14 protein-coding genes, 2 tRNA genes and 1 pseudogene are annotated in these 15,556 nt (G+C 72.2%); 9 read left to right on the top strand and 8 right to left on the bottom strand.

What is annotated here, in order from left to right; translation table 11 throughout:
- Positions 1-3 precede the first annotated feature (3 nt).
- From H5965_RS13570 to H5965_RS13560, 3 genes are all read left to right on the top strand, one after another.
- A complete protein-coding gene (locus H5965_RS13570; protein ID WP_310970021.1) occupies positions 4-483 on the top strand; it encodes an SRPBCC family protein in 480 nt (159 codons plus the stop codon).
- 67 nt (positions 484-550) lie between these two features.
- The gene (locus tag H5965_RS13565; RefSeq protein ID WP_310970020.1) at positions 551-1,003 is read left to right on the top strand and encodes a hypothetical protein; all 453 of its coding nucleotides are present in this window, start codon (positions 551-553) and stop codon (positions 1,001-1,003) included.
- Positions 1,004-1,168: 165 nt separating this feature from the next.
- On the top strand, positions 1,169-2,809 hold the full coding sequence (locus H5965_RS13560; RefSeq protein ID WP_310970019.1) for a beta-1,3-glucanase family protein: 1,641 nt from the start codon (positions 1,169-1,171) through the stop codon (positions 2,807-2,809).
- 227 nt (positions 2,810-3,036) lie between these two features.
- Here H5965_RS13560 and H5965_RS13555 read toward each other — a convergent pair whose 3' ends face one another.
- Together H5965_RS13555 and H5965_RS13550 are read right to left on the bottom strand one after the other, a co-directional pair.
- Entirely contained in the window at positions 3,037-3,927 is an 891-nt protein-coding gene (locus tag H5965_RS13555) for an NADP-dependent oxidoreductase (protein ID WP_310970018.1), read from the bottom strand.
- A gap of 60 nt (positions 3,928-3,987) precedes the next feature.
- A complete protein-coding gene (locus H5965_RS13550) occupies positions 3,988-4,842 on the bottom strand; it encodes a helix-turn-helix domain-containing protein (protein ID WP_310970017.1) in 855 nt (284 codons plus the stop codon).
- A gap of 173 nt (positions 4,843-5,015) precedes the next feature.
- On the opposite strand from H5965_RS13550, the gene H5965_RS13545 reads away from it, so the two are divergent.
- Positions 5,016-6,473, top strand: coding sequence for a helix-turn-helix domain-containing protein (locus H5965_RS13545; protein ID WP_310970016.1), 1,458 nt, complete (start codon positions 5,016-5,018; stop codon positions 6,471-6,473).
- Between the two features lie 36 nt (positions 6,474-6,509).
- On the opposite strand, the gene H5965_RS13540 is transcribed toward H5965_RS13545, so the two are convergent.
- Positions 6,510-7,022: a lytic polysaccharide monooxygenase gene (locus H5965_RS13540; protein WP_310970015.1), complete on the bottom strand. Its 513-nt coding sequence runs from the start codon at positions 7,020-7,022 to the stop codon at positions 6,510-6,512.
- A 276-nt stretch (positions 7,023-7,298) separates the two neighbouring features.
- On the opposite strand from H5965_RS13540, the gene lexA reads away from it, so the two are divergent.
- Complete coding sequence (lexA, locus tag H5965_RS13535) at positions 7,299-7,952, top strand: transcriptional repressor LexA (protein WP_310970014.1); 654 nt, start codon at positions 7,299-7,301, stop codon at positions 7,950-7,952.
- 1 nt (position 7,953) lies between these two features.
- Here the strand turns inward: lexA and H5965_RS13530 are convergent, their stop codons facing one another.
- Complete coding sequence (locus H5965_RS13530) at positions 7,954-9,156, bottom strand: cytochrome P450 (protein WP_310970013.1); 1,203 nt, start codon at positions 9,154-9,156, stop codon at positions 7,954-7,956.
- A 100-nt stretch (positions 9,157-9,256) separates the two neighbouring features.
- Between H5965_RS13530 and H5965_RS13525 the strand changes: the two genes are divergently transcribed.
- Entirely contained in the window at positions 9,257-10,699 is a 1,443-nt protein-coding gene (locus tag H5965_RS13525) for an MFS transporter (protein ID WP_310970012.1), read from the top strand.
- Between the two features lie 57 nt (positions 10,700-10,756).
- Positions 10,757-11,504 (top strand): annotated as a pseudogene (locus tag H5965_RS46145) (SDR family NAD(P)-dependent oxidoreductase).
- A gap of 389 nt (positions 11,505-11,893) precedes the next feature.
- On the opposite strand, the gene H5965_RS13510 reads toward H5965_RS46145, so the two are convergent.
- Together H5965_RS13510 and H5965_RS13505 are read right to left on the bottom strand one after the other, a co-directional pair.
- The gene (locus H5965_RS13510) at positions 11,894-12,145 is read right to left on the bottom strand and encodes a DUF4287 domain-containing protein (protein WP_310970011.1); all 252 of its coding nucleotides are present in this window, start codon (positions 12,143-12,145) and stop codon (positions 11,894-11,896) included.
- Positions 12,146-12,222: 77 nt separating this feature from the next.
- The gene (locus tag H5965_RS13505) at positions 12,223-12,975 is read right to left on the bottom strand and encodes a methyltransferase domain-containing protein (RefSeq protein ID WP_310970586.1); all 753 of its coding nucleotides are present in this window, start codon (positions 12,973-12,975) and stop codon (positions 12,223-12,225) included.
- A 94-nt stretch (positions 12,976-13,069) separates the two neighbouring features.
- Here H5965_RS13505 and H5965_RS13500 point away from each other — a divergent pair, with 94 nt between their 5' ends.
- Positions 13,070-13,666: a TetR family transcriptional regulator gene (locus H5965_RS13500; protein WP_310970010.1), complete on the top strand. Its 597-nt coding sequence runs from the start codon at positions 13,070-13,072 to the stop codon at positions 13,664-13,666.
- Positions 13,667-13,722: 56 nt separating this feature from the next.
- On the opposite strand, the gene H5965_RS13495 is transcribed toward H5965_RS13500, so the two are convergent.
- Together H5965_RS13495 and H5965_RS13490 are read right to left on the bottom strand one after the other, a co-directional pair.
- Positions 13,723-13,794 (bottom strand) — tRNA-Val (locus tag H5965_RS13495).
- Positions 13,795-13,830: 36 nt separating this feature from the next.
- Positions 13,831-13,905, bottom strand: a tRNA-Val gene (locus tag H5965_RS13490).
- A gap of 168 nt (positions 13,906-14,073) precedes the next feature.
- On the opposite strand from H5965_RS13490, the gene H5965_RS13485 reads away from it, so the two are divergent.
- Positions 14,074-15,516: a DHA2 family efflux MFS transporter permease subunit gene (locus H5965_RS13485; protein ID WP_310970009.1), complete on the top strand. Its 1,443-nt coding sequence runs from the start codon at positions 14,074-14,076 to the stop codon at positions 15,514-15,516.
- Positions 15,517-15,556 lie beyond the last annotated feature (40 nt).

Genomic DNA, 15,556 nt, shown 5'->3' with positions numbered 1-15,556 from the left:
TTGGTGCGCGACTACACCGTTTCCGAGCAGGCGATCATCCCCCACCCGGTCCGGCGGGTGTGGGACGTGATCTCCGCGACCCACCGCTACGCCGAGTGGGTCCCGACGGTCCTGGAGGTGACCGACCACCACGGCACCGCGGAGCTCGGCCGGACCTACCGCGAGCACAACAAGTCGCTCGGCCCGCTGACCACCCGGTCCGTCTGGACGGTCCGCGAGATCGAGCCCCTGGCCCGCCGGGTCGACACGGGCATCGGCTTCGCGCCGCTGCAGGACCTGACGAACGTGTTCGAGTTCGAGCCGATCATCCGCGGCGACGGGTCGGAGAGCACGCTGATGACGTACGCGGTCCAGTACCGCCTCGGCCTCGGGCCGCTCGGACCGCTGGTGCACCGCGTCGTCGCGGCGGGCCTGCGGGCCGACATGACGCGGGCGATGGACAACCTCGCCGACGTCATCCTCGCCGAGGGGGTGCCCTCCTAGGGCCGGCCGTGCAACCCGGGGGCCGGCCCGTTCCGTCTTCGGGGCAACGGACCGAAGGAGGCATCCCATGCGAAGGCTGTCCGCGCTCTCCGGCGTGCTCGTCGTCGCCCTGAGCGCCGTGGCCTGCGGCGCCGACGCCCGGCCCGCGTCGGCCGACCCGCTGTGCGCCGCCTCCTACGAACCCCGCGAACTCGTCGTCAGCGGGCCGCTGTACCCGCCGTTGCCCGGCCCGGCGGACGGCACGCGCGGTGAAGACCGCAGCACCGACGCGGCCGCGATCAAGAAGGTCGCCGCCGCGGCGTGCGACCTGCCGGAAGCGCCGGCCGACCCGGTCTGCACGGCGGACCTGGGACCGAGCTACCGGCTGCGGTTCACCGACACCCGGAACCGGACCACGACCCTCACCGCGGCCGCGTTCGGCTGCCGGTTCGTCGAAGGGCTCGGAACCAAGCGGGTCGACGCGCGGCCGCTCTGGGACGCGCTGGCCGCGGCCGGCCTGCCCGCGCCGCGGGGCCGCTGAACCCACCGTCCACATCGGACACACACCGGACCACCGCGGACAGTGGTCCGGCTACGAAAGGGCACCGTCGAGGGCCGTCCGTACCCGACCCGGCCCGCGGGATGTTGACCCCGCCGGACCACGTACCTACCGTCCGGGCACCGTTTCCGCTTTCGAGGAGGTGCCATGCTGTCGAGGCGTACGTTCGTCACCAGCCTGGTCGCCGCCGCGGCGAGCACGCCGCTGTGGTCCGCCGTCACCGCGCCGGGCGCCCGCGCCGCCGCGGCCCTGCCGTTGACGCTCAAGAACAATTCGGGCAGCGGCACCGTCTACGCCTACATCAGCGGCGCGGACACCGCGGGCCGCCCCGGCTTCGTCACCGCCGACGGGCGGTTCCAGCCGCTGGCCAACCCGTCGGCGCCGGTGACGCCGATCCCCGACTACGCGATTCCGCTCGGCGGATCGGGTTCCCAGGTCACCGTGACGCTGACCGACTACCTCATCGGCGGCCGGGTGTGGTTCTCGGTCGGCAAGAAGATCCAGTTCTTCGTCAACCCCGGCCCCGGCCTGGTGCAGCCCGGGTTCGCCACCGCGGACCCGAACTGGCAGACGAACTGGACGTTCTGCGAGTTCACCTACAACAGCGCGAACCTCTACGCGAACATCAGCTACGTCGACATGGTGGCGCTGCCGGTCTCGATGGCCACCACCGGCGCGGCGGGCGCGCAGTCGGTCAGCCCGCTGCCCAACGGCGCCCTCGGCAGCATCGCGGACGGCCTGCGCGCGCAGCACAACGCCGACGGCGCGCCGTGGGACCGGCTGGTCGTCACCGACGGCTCCGGCCAGGTCGTGCGCGTGCTCGCCCCCGGCCACTCCCCGGTCGACTTCGGCGGCTACTGGACCAACTACCTCAACGCCGTCTGGGACCACTACCGCACGACGCCGCTGACGATCAACGGCCAAGGCGGCATCGGCTCCTACACCGGCACGGTCAGCGGGGACGCGATCGTGTTCGCCGGCCTGAACACCAACGGCGTGCCGTTCACCAAGCCGAGCGCGGCGGACATCTTCGGCTGCGCGAGCGGGCCGCTGTACAACTCCGGCAGCGACGCCCGCGGCGCGGTCGCGGCCCGGCTGGCCGCCGCCCTGAACCGCAGCAGCCTGCTGGTGGCGGGCGGCAACAACCAGCCCGACGGCGTCCCGCCTTCGCAGTACTACCGCGACGCCACCACGAACCACTACGCGCGCCTGGTGCACCAGTACGCGTCGATCGGCTACGCCTTCCCGTACGACGACGTCGGCCCGACCGGTGCCCAGCCGGTCGACGGCCACCTCCAGGACCCGGCCCCGACGTCCTGGACGGTCGCGCTCGGCCCGGGCGCCGGCGGTGGCACCACCCCGCCCGGCTCGGGCGGCACGAGCGCGTACTCGACGATCCAGGCGGAGGCCTACAACGCCCAGAACGGCACCCAGAACGAGTCGTGCGCCGACACCGGCGGCGGCGTGGACGTCGGCTGGATCGCCGACGGCGACTGGCTGAAGTACGCCCGCGTCGACTTCGGGTCGAGCGCGCCGCACCAGTTCGTCGCCCGCCTCGCGTCGGGCGCGGCGGCCGGTGTCAGCGGCGCCATCCGGGCCCGCCTGGACAGCGTGACGGGCCCGGTGATCGCGGAAATCGACTTCGCGAACAACGGCGGCTGGCAGCAGTGGCAGACGGTGCCGGCCAACATCGTCGCGTCCGCCACCGGCGTCCACGACCTCTACCTGACCTTCTCCGGGAGTTCGGCGGACTTCGTCAACGTCAACTGGTTCACCTTCACCCGCTAGGTGTATTCGGCCAGGACATTGGCAGCGGAAGGGGCTCGGGTTGACGTGGGAAGAGCCTCCGGTCGAGGTGTGGCTTGTCCAGGACCCGTCTCGACCGGAGGCTTTCGTGTCTCGCCGGCTGCGCTGGACGACTACATCCACTCCGAGATCCACCGGGACGAGAAAGGCCCGGCCTGCGCCGGCTTCCTCACCGGGGCGATCGCCTGCTTCGCCGTTACCCTCACCCGCTAAGCAGGCTCCGGGACGACGACGACCTTGCCGTGCACCCCGCCTTCGGCCGCGCGGGCGTGCAGGGCGGGCAAGCCGGCCAGGGGCACCCGTTCGGCGACGTCGATCCGCAGCTCGCCGTGGTCGACCAGGTCGACCAGCCGGGACAGCTGCTCGGCGTCGCTGCGGACGAACAGGTCGATGCCGCGGATGCCGCGCTCCTCGTCGGACGGGGCCGGCATCCACACCGTCGTGTTCACCAGGGCACCGCCCGGGCGGATCAGCGTCAGCAGCGCCGCCAGCCGCTCCGGGGTGATCGGGGCGAGGTTCAGCACGAGGTCGACCGGCTCGGTCACCACCGCCGCCACGTCGCCGGTGGTGCGGTCGACGGCGATCACCTCGGCACCGGCGTTTCCGGCCAGCTGCACCGCATACCCGCCGACCGCGCCCCGGGCGCCGTTGACCAGCACGCGCTGCCCGGCCGTCAGCTTGCCGTGGTCGAACAGGGCCTGGTGCGCGGTCAGCCCCACCAGCGGCAACGCGGCGGCGTCGGCCAGCGGGACGTTCTCGGGCGCCCGGGTCAGCACGTCGGCCGGGGCCAGGACGTACTCCGCGGCGGCGCCGGGGCCGTCCATCGGCAGGAAGCCGATGACTGCGGTGCCGGTCTCCGGGCCGGTCACGCCCTCGCCCAGCGCGTCGACCGTGCCGGCGACGTCGATGCCGGGCGTGTGGGGCAGCGCGACCGGGATCGGCCCCTGCATGAACCCGCCGCGGATGTTGCCGTCGACGGGGTTGAACGACGTCGCCGCGACCCGGATCCGGACCTGCCCGGCCCCGGGGACGGGCCGGTCCACGTCCTCGTAGCGCAGGACGCCGGGATCGCCGTACTCGTGGAACCGCACTGCCTTCATCGGGTTGCTCGCCTTCGTCCGTGATCCACTTCGCCCCCAGGATCGCGGCCGCGGGCCGGTTCAGCCTGGGCCGGTTTGGCCCACCCTGACGACGGACGGCGGCCCGGCGGCGGCGACGACCTCGCCGAGCAGGGCCGCGTCGCGCGACCCGGGTGCCGCGGTGAGGACCACCGCCATCAGGTCGTCCCCCGGTATTTCCAGGAGGTTGCCGTCGAGGGTGAGGTCAGCGCCGTCGGGATGCCGGAACACGGCCCGGTTTTCGTACGTGCGCACCGGTTCGGGCGTCCGCCACAGGGTGTCGAACGACCGGCTCGTCGTGCGCAGCTCGTCGACGAGCCCGGCGAGGGAGGCGTCCCCGGGGTAGCGCAGGGCGGTGTCCCGCAGCCGGCCGGCGAGCATCGCCCGGAACGCGGCCGCGCGGTCGTCGTCCCGGCTGATCCCGCGGGGTGCGTTGCGGAAGGTGCGCCAGGCGACGTTCCAGTCCCGGGCGTGCCCGGTCGGGCCGCCGGCCTGCAGCGCGAACCACGCGCCGTTGACGGCGAGCACGTTCCAGGCCGCGTCGGCCAGGAAGGCCGGGGTGTGGGGGAACCGCTCCAGCAGCCGCACGGCCGCCGCCCCGGCCTCGCGCGGCACCTGCCCGTCGACCGCGGCGTACCCGGCCAGCGCGCAGAGCCGCTCGTAGTCCGCCCGCCCGAGCCGCAACGCGCCGGCGATGGCGGCCACCACCCCGGCCGACGGGTGGCGGCGCCCCTGCTCCAGCCGCCGCACGTAGTCCGCCGACACCCCGGCCAGCTCGGCGAGCTCCTCCCGCCGCAGCCCGCGGGTCCGCCGCCGTCCGGCCGCGAGCCCGGCAGCGGCGGGATCAGTGTTTTCGCGCAGCCGCCGCACCGCCGTGCCGAGTTCGTGCAAAGCCATGGCGCCAGGGTATCCGGTCGCCGGGCTCCTTTGTGGACAGTTCGGCGCGTGACCCGCCGCGCCGGGCCGGTGACGGCCGACCGGTCACGCGTGGCCGGTCCACGACCTGGTCTCCCGCCGCTTCCCCGGTCATCATGGAACTCGCGGCAGCGCAGGAAGGACGGGGAGGGCGATTGACCGAGCACTGGGGCGCACTGCTCCGCCGGCACCGGACCCGCGCGGGTTTCACCCAGGAACGCCTGGCCGAAGCCGCCGGGGTGTCGATCCGGACCCTGCGGCGGTGGGAGACCGGCGACCGGGGGCACCCGCACGGGCCGTCCGTGCGGCGCGTCGCCCAGGTCCTGGACCTGTCGGCGAGCGAACGCGACCAGCTGCTCGCCCTGGCGGACGGCCCGGAGCCGCCCCCGGGGCGCGCCTTTGCACCGCCGCGGCTGCGCCCCTTCGATGCCGGGCTGTTCGTCGGCCGGACCGCGGAACTCGACGCCCTGACGGCGAAGCTGACCGGGCCCCGCAGCACCGGCATCGTCGTCGTCGACGGCCCGCGCGGCATCGGCAAGTCGTTCCTGGCGCTGCGGTGGGCCGCCGCGCACACCACGGACTTCCCGGACGGCCTGCTCCACGCCGACCTGTGGGGCTCGCGAACCGACCTCGGTGCGCAGGCCCCGTCCGACGTGCTGCGCGACTTCCTCCTCTCGCTGGGCGTCACGCCCGCCGAAGTTCCGGGCGGCAGCGACGAGCGGGCCGCGCTCTACCGGAGCGTGGTGGCGGGCAAGCAGCTGCTTGTCGTGCTGGACGACGCCCGGGACTCCAACCAGGTGCAGCCCCTGCTGCCGGGGGCCGGCGCCGTCCTGATCACCAGCCGGCACCGGCTCAACAGCCTGGTCGTCGGGGCCGGCGCGGACAGCGTCACGCTCGCGCCGATGCCGGACACCGACGCGCGGGAGCTGCTCGCCGGTTCGATCGGGGCGCGCAGCGATGGCGCGGACGAGCTCCTGGAGTTCTGCGCCGGGCAGCCCCTGGTGCTCAGTGCCGTCGCGGCCCGCGCGGCCGCGCACCCCGAACGCGACCTGCGCGCCCTGACCGAAGAACTCCGCGAGCTGGCGGCGGCGTCCCCGGCGCCGCACGACCGGACGTCCGGCCTCGCCGCCGTCCTGGGCGAGTACCACCCGGACGTCGAGCTGATGGAGCTGGGCTCCGACCTGATGACCCAGGCCCACCAGCTCAACGAACTGGGCCGGCCCGAGGAAGCGCTGTCGGCGCTCACCGACGCTGAGGCCGTCTTCCGGCAGCTGGACCGGCAGAGCCCGCGGTACTACCAGGCCGGGATGCTGGCCGAGTGCCTCATCACCAAGTCACTGCAGCTGCTCGGCCTCGGCTTCGCCGAGGAAGGGGTCAAGGCCAGTGCCGAGGCCGTGGCGCTGCGCCGCCCGCGGGACGACGGTCCCGGGCCTTCGATCCCGACCGGAGCCGCGCTGCGGATGCTGGCGAACGGCCTGAGCAACCACGCCGTGCTGCTGTGCACGGTGGGCCGCCCGGAGGAAGCCCTGGCGGCGCTGTCGGAGGTGGTCGAGCTGCGCAAGCGGTTCATCACCGGGAAGCAGGCCGGGCGGGCCGTGTCGGCGAGGGGGTGACACGGCCCGTCCGGCCACGGTGGACGGTGTCCGGGCTCAGCTCACCTGCAGGTCGATGCAGGCGTAGAAGGCGTTCGACGTGTCGGCGATGTTCCACACCGCCAGGACCGTCTGGCGGCCCGTGTGGTTGCCCAGGTTCACCTGGTGCGCGACCGTCGACGGCGGCTGCTGGTCGTTGCCGCTGACCTCCGCGATCTTCTGGCCGCCGATGAAGTACTGGTAGTTCGACGTGCGGTGGCGGGCGGTGAACGTCCAGTTGAAGGTCACCGTGCGGCCGACGTTCGCGGCGCGCCAGCCCTTGCCGTTGTCGTTGAGCTCGGCGAACTGGGCCACGCCGCCGTTGCAGGACCGCAGGCCCTTGGGCCCTTCGACGCTCTGGGGTTCGTACTGGATCTGCCCGCACTGCACGATGTGCTGGGCGCACTGCGCCTGCCGGCTGGCGGGCGAGCTGACGTAGCCGTGCGCGCTCGCGATCCCGGCGGGGTTGAGCACCACCAGCACCGGGGCCAGCAGGGTGCCCACGGCGGCCGCGACCAGTTTGCGATTCATCCCAAGCTCCTTCGGGGACAGGCTCGCCTCCCCGCCGCCGGGCACGGCGAAACCGCGGCCCCGGCCTCGCTGGGAGGTCCGCCGCGACGGGAAGGGTTACGAGCGAAGGAAAATTGTGGTCTAGACCATACGTCGAAACGTTACTCAGGTCAACGGCTGGCAAAGTCATGGCCAATGTTGGTAAGGCGCCAACTGTCACCCGGTGTTCCGTTGAGCGGGACCGGGCCCGCCGGACCGGCGGTGGGCCGCGAGTCGCGTGCCTCTAGGATCACGCCGGTGACCACCTACGACGACACCTTCGAGCACCTCGACCCCTCGGCCCTGCCGGAGCGGCAGCAGCGGATCCTGGTCGCGATCCGGGACTGGGTGGTCCAGCACGGCTACTCCCCCAGCACGCGCGAAATCGGCGAGGCCGTCGGCCTGCAGTCGACGTCGTCGGTCTCGAAGCACCTGGCCAGCCTCGAAGACAAGGGCTTCCTGCGCCGCGGCACCGGAGTGTCGCGGCCGATCGACGTGCGCGCGTTCCTGAACGGCACGGCGGCCACCGAAGACGGCGATTCGGTGCCGGTGCCCGTCGTCGGCGACATCGCGGCCGGCACGCCGATCTCGGCGGTCGAGCACACCGACGACGTCCTCAAGCTGCCCCGCGACCTCACCGGCCGCGGCACGGTGTTCGGCCTGCGCGTCCGCGGCGACTCGATGATCGACGCGGCCATCTGCGACGGCGACATCGTCGTGGTCAAGCAGCAGTCCGAGGCCCACTCGGGCCAGATCGTCGCGGCGATGATCGACGAAGAGGCGACGGTCAAAGTCTACCGCCGCCGCGACGGCCACGTGTACCTCGAGCCCCGCAACCCGGCCTACGACGTCATCGACGGCGACCGCGCGGTGATCCTCGGCGCGGTGGTGTCGGTGCTGCGGAGCGTCTGACTCACCAGGTGACGGGCAGCTCGTACACGCCGTACACCGACCCGTCGTGCTTGAACGGGATCTTTTCGACGTCGGTGGCCGGCGCCAGCGTCGGGATCCGCCGGTACAGCGTGCTGTAGACGACCTGCAGCTCCAGCCGGGCCAGCGGCTGGCCGAGGCACTGGTGGACGCCGAAGCCGAAGGCCACGTGGCGGTGCGCGTCGCGGGTCAGGTCCAGCCGGTCGCCGTCCGGGAAGGCCTCCGGGTCCCGGTTGGCGATGTCGTTCGCCATGATCAGGCCCTCGCCCGCGCGGACGGTCTGCCCGGCGATCTCGATGTCTTCCAGCGCGACGCGGCGGCGTCCGTTGTGCGTGATGTTCAGGTAGCGCAGCAGTTCCTCGACCGCCGACGCGACCAGCGCCGGGTCGTCGGACTCGCCCAGCAGCGCCAGCTGGTCCGGGTGCTCCAGCAGGGCCAGGGTGCCGAGCGCGATCATGTTCGCCGTCGTTTCGTGGCCGGCGATCAGCAGCAGGACGCCCATCTGCGCCGCCTCGACCCGGGTCAGCTCCCCCGCCGCGACGCGCGCGGCCAGTCCGGACAGCAGGTCGTCACCCGGGTTTTCGAGCTTCGATCCCACCAGCTCGTCGAGGTAGCCGATCAGCGCCCGGTGCCCGGCGGCCCGCTCCTCCGGCCGGGCGTCCCGGCGGATGATGACCTTGCTGTTCTCCTGGAAGAAGTCGTGATCGGCGTACGGGACACCCAGCAGCTCGCAGATCACCAGGGACGGCACCGGCAGCGCGAACGCCTCGACCAGGTCCACCGGCTTCGGCCCGGCCAGCAGCTCGTCGATCAGGTCGTCGACGATCTTCTGCACCGCCGGGCGCATCGCGGCGACCCGGCGGATGGTGAACGGCGCCGTCACCATCTTGCGCAGCCGCGCGTGCTCGGGGTTGTCCATCAGGATGAAGCTGATGCCGGTGCCGCCCTTCGGCAGCGGCGCGGGGCTCGGGTACCCGGGCCGCGTGACGTCGGCGCTGATCCGGGGATCGGCGAGCAGCGTCCGCTGGTCGGCGTAGCGGGTCACCAGCCACGGCGTGCTGCCGTCCCACAGCCGGACGCGGGCGAGCGGGCGCTCCTCCTGCAGCGTGCGGGCGGCCGGCGGCGGGTCGAACGGGCAGCCCGCGGCCCGGGTCATCGGGAACTCGGGGATCTCGGTCGTCGTCATCGTTCCTCCGCCGTCGCCGTCAGTTCGTGATCAGTCAACCGAAGACTGCTAGGCTAAGTCAAGCGACTGATTTAATTCAACGTCCTGGGAGGACCCACCCGTGTCCGATCCGTCCAGAGCCGCCGGGGAGGCGTCGCCGCGCGCGAACCTCGTCGTCGCGGTCCTCGCCCTCGCGGGCATCACCGTCTCGCTGATGCAGACGCTGGTCATCCCGCTGATCCCGGCGCTGCCCGGGCTGCTGCACGCCTCCGCGGCCGACGCCACCTGGGCCATCACCGCCACCCTGCTCGCGGGCGCGGTGGCGACGCCGACCATGGGCCGGCTCGGCGACATGTACGGGAAACGGCGGATGCTGCTGATCAGCCTCGGGGCGCTGGTCGCGGGCTCGACGATCGGCGCGCTCTCCGACAGCCTGGTGCCGATGGTCGCCGGGCGGACGCTGCAGGGCCTGGCCGCCGGCGTCATCCCGCTCGGGATCAGCATCATGCGCGACGAGCTGCCGGCCGAGCGGCTCGGTTCCGCCACGGCGCTGATGAGCGCGTCGCTCGGCGTCGGCGGCGCGCTGGGCCTGCCCGCGGCGGCGCTGCTGGCCGAAAACGCCGACTGGCACGCGCTCTTCTGGACCGCGGCCGGGCTCGGCGTGGTGGTGACGGCGCTGGTCGTCGCGCTGGTGCCGGAGTCGCCGGTGCGTACCGGCGGCCGGTTCGACGTGCCGGGCGCGGCGGGGCTCTCGATCGCGCTCGTGTGCTTGCTGCTGGCCATCTCGAAGGGCGCCGACTGGGGCTGGGGCAGTGCGGCGACGCTGGGCCTGTTCGCGGCCGCCGCCGTCGTCCTGTTCCTGCGGGGCCGCTGGGAGCTGCGGACCGCGCAGCCGCTGGTGGACCTGCGGACGACCGCGCGGCGCCAGGTCCTGCTGACCAACATCGCCTCCGCGGTCTTCGGCTTCGCGATGTTCGCGATGTCCCTGGTCCTGCCGCAGCTGCTGCAGCTGCCGGCGGCCACCGGGTACGGCCTCGGGAAGTCGATGCTGGCGGTGGGCCTGGTGATGGCACCGTCGGGGCTGGTGATGATGGCGCTGGCCCCGGTGTCGGCCCGCATTTCGGCGACCCGCGGGCCGAAGACGACGCTGATGCTCGGCGCGGTGGTCGTCGCCGCGGGGTACGGCCTCGGCGTCGTGCTGATGAGCGCGACCTGGCACCTGGTGCTGATCTCGAGCATCATCGGCGCGGGGATCGGGCTCGCCTACGGGGCGATGCCCGCGCTGGTGATGGGGGCCGTGCCGGTGTCCGAGACCGCGGCCGCCAACAGCCTCAACACGCTGATGCGATCGATCGGGACTTCGGTGTCCAGCGCCACGGCCGGGCTGGTCCTGGCGAGGCTGACGATCTCGTTCGGGCCGGCGACCCTGCCGTCGCAGAACGGGTTCCGGCTCGTGCTGGGCATGGGTTCGGCGGCGGCGCTGATCGCGCTGGCCGTGGCGGCGTTCCTGCCGCGGCGGTCGCCGGTCGCCACCCGGGAGCCGGCCGTCGCGGCCGCGCGCTGACCGCGGCTCGGCCGGGCCGGGCCACGACGGTCCGGCACCGACCTTGGGGAGCCTGGCATGACGAAGAACGCACTGGTGACGGGAGCTTCGCGGGGCATCGGGCGGGCGATCGCGCTGCGGCTGGCCGCGGACGGGGCGGTGGTCGCCGTGCACCACGGGGGCAACGAGGGCGCGGCCAAGGAAACCGTGTCACTGATCGAGGACGCGGGCGGGCACGCCTTCCCCGTGGCGGCCCGGTTCGGCGAGGCCGGCGCCGTCGAGCGGCTGGTGGACGCGGTGACCTCGGCCTTCGGGGACGGTTTGGACATCCTCGTCAACAACGCGGGGATCAGCTCGCACAGCTCGATCGGGGAGCTGACCGAGGAGGAGCTGGATCGGCTGCTGGCGGTGAACGTCAAAGCGCCGATGCTGCTCGTTGCTGCCGGTGCTGAACGAGGGTGGCCGGGTGGTGATGGTGGGGTCGATGGCCACGCGCATCGCCGTTCAGTCGCAGATCGGGTACACGGTGAGCAAAGCCGCGGTCGAGGCGTTGGCACCGACGCTCGCCAGCGAGCTCGGGCACCGGGGGATCACGGTCAAAACCGTGGCGCCGGGTCCAATTAGGACGGACATGACCGAGGCTGTCCTGGCGATTCCCGAGGCCGCCGCGGGTTTGGCGGCGATGACGGCACTGGGTCGGATCGGGGAGCCGGAGGACGTCGCCGAGGTGGTGGGATTTCTGGCCGGCCCCGGAGGACGGTGGATCACCGGCCGGACCTTGGATGTGTCCGGGGGCACTTTTCTCGGCCCCATTTCGGCGGGGTGACCGGCTTCGCCGTGTCGTCCCTTCAATCACGCGTGTCGTCCCTCTGATCACGCGTGTTGACCCTTCAATCACGCGTGATGTCTCTCTGATCACGTGTGATGCCTTTGCGGCTTTGTTTGATCTCGTTTTTGGAGGTGCCTTGGGGTCCTTCTGCCGGCCCGATCGCCGGATTGTTCAACGGCCGGCACGCCGCGTCAAGGCGGGAAAGCGTGCCTTGACCCGGCGTGCCGGCCGCTGATTCGGCTGCGTATCGGGTCGGCAGGGGTGTGGTCGTTGGCGGGCCTGGTTGGTGGCCGAGCCCGGTCGGCCCGCCGAGCCCGGTTGGCGGACCGAGCCCGGTCGGCCCGCCGCGCCCGGTCAGCCCGGCGAGGCGGCGGCCGCCGTCCCGGTCAGGTCCTTGCCGCCAAGCCGTCCAGGTGGAGGGTTCCGCCCGCGTGGTTCTCCGCCACGTACTCCGGGCCCTTCGTCACCAAGCGGGCTATCGCCGTTGCGTGGCCGTGGCCCAGGGCGTGTTCCTCCTTGAGCCAGGCCACGATCTCGCCCGTCTTGGTCAGGTTCTTGGCCGCCGCCAGTTCCAGGAAGCGGCGGGGGGTGATGCCCGTCTGCTTCTCCGCGTTGTCGAGGTAGGCCTGAAAAGACATGGTTACTCCCCAGTTGAGCCGAATGGAGCCGAGGTCGCCCTCGGGTTTCACCACCCTTTCACCGACAACTTTTTTTGTCAAGCCCGGGCCGCCACCACCGCCAACGTCGTGTACGGCAGCACGAAACTCCCGCCGAGGTCGTCGATCGCCGCGCCGACTTCGGACAACACCTCCGCCAGCTCGGACGGCGGCAGGTGGGTCAAGCCGCCCGTTGTCGGCAGGAAGTCGAGCCATTGCTCGCGCGTGTACGTCTGCTCCCACTCGAAGCTCCAGCGGTCCGGCGCACCGAGTACGTCCGCCCGCGCGATCGACTCGGCGAACCCCGTGAACATCACGTCGTAGACCTCCGCGGCCGGGCGGGACTCCCCCGCGAACGGCGCACCCGGGATCACCCTGCGGCACGCCGTCGCCAAGGCCTCCGCCACCGGCGCGGGCGGCTGGAACACGTGCGCGAACACGGCCAGCAGCCCACCCGGCCGCAGGACGCTCGCCGCCTTGGCCGGGCCCGTTGCCGGGTCCACCCAGTGCCACGCCTGGCCGGCGATGACCGCGTCGAACGTCCGGCCCTTCGGTTGCCAGTCCTCGAACTTGGCCACCTCCACGTCGATTCCGCTGCCGCGGGCGAACTCCGCCATCCGGGCGTCGGGGTCGATGCCGAGCACCCGGCAGCCCGCGTCGCGGAACTGACGGGCCTCGATGCCCGTTCCGCAGCCGACGTCCAGGACGTCGGTACCCGGACTGGCCTCGATGATCCGGTCCACCAGTTCGTGCGGGTACGCCGGGCGCGCCCGGTCGTAGCGTTCGACATCGGTTCCGAAGGACTCCGCCATTGCGCGGGCTTCGTGCGGTTGAGTGGGCATGCGCCCACTCTAGTGGGCACTCGCCCACTAGGACAACCGGCGGGGGTACCGGAGAATGGGCACCATGCCGACCGGGGTCCACCTGCGCGATGTGCGCCAGCAGCTGTTCCACGCGGCCGAGCGGGTCCTCCTCCGCGCCGGGCCGAACGCTCTGACCAGCCGCGCCGTGACCACCGAGGCCGACGTCGCCAAGGGCGTCCTGCACCGGCACTTCAGCGACTTCGACGACTTCCTGGCCGAACTCGTCCGCGACCGCATCACCCGGCTGGCGGACCAGGACGCCCTCCTGCGAGCGTCCGCCGGCACCCGGACCGTCGCCGACAACCTCGTCGCCACGCTCGTCGAACTCTTCGACCCGATCACGGTCGCGCTGACGAGCCTGGTTTTCTTCCGCGACGAACTGCGGGCCCGCCTCCGCAAGCAACCCGGCCTGCCGATCCTGGCCGAGGCGCGGGACATGCTGACGAATTACCTGTCAGCCGAACGCGAACAGGGCCGCATCGCCGCCGACGCCGACGTGGACTCGCTCGCCCTGTCGTTGATCGGCGCGGCGCACCTGCTGTTCGCGGGCCGCCGCCGGGGAACCCTGCCCGACACCGGCGAATTGGCGAAAACGGTCCACACGGTCATCGCCGACGTCGTGCAGCGCCGCCTGCTGTGACCGAGCCGACAACGAAGAAGGCCCCGTCCGCGGACGGGGCCTTCTTCGTTGTGGAGTGGGCGATACTGGGATCGAACCAGTGACCTCTTCGGTGTGAACGAAGCGCTCTCCCCCTGAGCTAATCGCCCGTGTACGAACTTCCACGAAATCCGGGGGTGGACTCGTGGTGCGCGATACTGGGATTGAACCAGTGACCTCTTCCGTGTCAGGGAAGCGCTCTCCCGCTGAGCTAATCGCGCGCTGCGGAACTTCGTACTGGCGGAAGCATATCGGACGCCTCCGGCGGCCGCGCAGGGGGGCCGGTGACCCGAAATCCGCCTGACAGAAGCGCCCCGAAACGGGCACACTGCGAAGGACATCCGTGTTCGCCACGGCCGTCTCCGGCCGACCAGGAGAGTCCCACCCCGATGACCAAAACCGTGTCCACCCCGCCCGCCGACGTGAACCGCGCCCCGGCGCGCTCGGGACTCATCATCGGGATTCTCGTGCTCTCCGCGTTCGTGATGATCCTCAACGAGACCATCCTGAGCGTCGCGCTGCGGGACCTGACCGTGGACCTGCGGGTTCCGACGACGACCGTGCAGTGGCTGACCAGCGGGTTCCTGCTGACCATGGCCGTCGTCATCCCCACGACCGGGTTCATGCTCGAACGGTTCTCGCCGCGGCAGGTCTTCGTGTTCTCGATGGCGGCGTTCAGCCTGGGCACGCTGCTGAGCGCGCTCGCGCCCGGGTTCGGGCTGCTGATGGCCGGGCGCGTCGTGCAAGCCTGCGGCACCGCCGTGATGCTGCCGTTGCTGATGACCACGGTCATGCGGCTGGTGGCGCCGGAACGGCGCGGCGCGACCATGGGCACGATCACGATCGTCATCGCGGTCGCGCCGGCGATCGGGCCGACCATCGGCGGCGCGGTGCTGCCGCTCGGCTGGCGCTGGATGTTCTGGATCGTGCTGCCGCTGGCGATCGCCGCGCTGGTGGCCGGCGGGCTGCTGCTGCGCATCGGCAGCGAGCGCCGTCAGGTGCCGCTGGACGTGCCGTCGGTGCTGCTGTCGGCGATCGGGTTCGGCGGGGTGCTGTACGGCCTGTCCTCCAGCGGCGAGCAGGCCGGGGCCGAGCCGGCGGTGCCGGGCTGGGTGCCGATCGTCGTCGGCGTCGCGGCGCTGGTGGTCTTCACCTGGCGGCAGCTGCGGCTCCAGCGCCGGGACCGCGCGCTGCTCGACCTGCGGCCGTTCACCCACCGCAGCTTCGTCGTCGCGCTGGTGCTGACCGGCCTGCTGTTCGTGTGCCTGATCGGCGCCGCGGCGATCCTGCTGCCGCTCTACCTGCAGACCGTGCTGCACACGAGCACGTTCGTCAGCGGGCTGGCGGTGCTGCCCGGCGGTCTGGTGCTGGGCCTGCTGGGCCGCCCGGTCGGCGCGCTGTTCGACAAGGTCGGCGGCCGCCCGCTCGTCATCCCCGGCGCGGCGGCGATGGCCGCTTCGCTGTGGCTGTTCGCGGTGCTGGGGCCGGATTCGCCGCTGATCGCGGTGATCGGGATCCACGTGCTGATGATGGCCGGGCTGGGCCTGATGATGACGCCGCTGTTCGCCGAGTCGCTCGGGGTGCTGCCCGAACACCTGTATTCGCACGGCAGCGCGATCCTTTCGACGCTGCAGCAGGTGGCCGGCGCCCTGGGCACGGCGATGTTCGTCACGGTGGCGACCATTGGCAGCCACGACACGACCGCGGCCGGCCCGGACGCCTCCGGCCTGCGAGCGGCCTTCATCGTCGCCGGGGTCGTCGGCCTCATCGCCTTCGCCGGCACCTGGCTCATCCGGCGCGGCCCGGTCCCGCAAACCACTTCGCACCACTGAGTCCCGCTTCCACCGGACGAGTGGAAGCGGGACTCCGGCG

This window comes from Amycolatopsis sp. 505 (assembly GCF_031625235.1).
Classification (GTDB): Bacteria; Actinomycetota; Actinomycetes; order Mycobacteriales; family Pseudonocardiaceae; genus Amycolatopsis.
The sequence above is the reverse complement of the archived record's forward strand: the minus strand, read 5'-3'. Positions and strand labels throughout refer to the sequence as shown.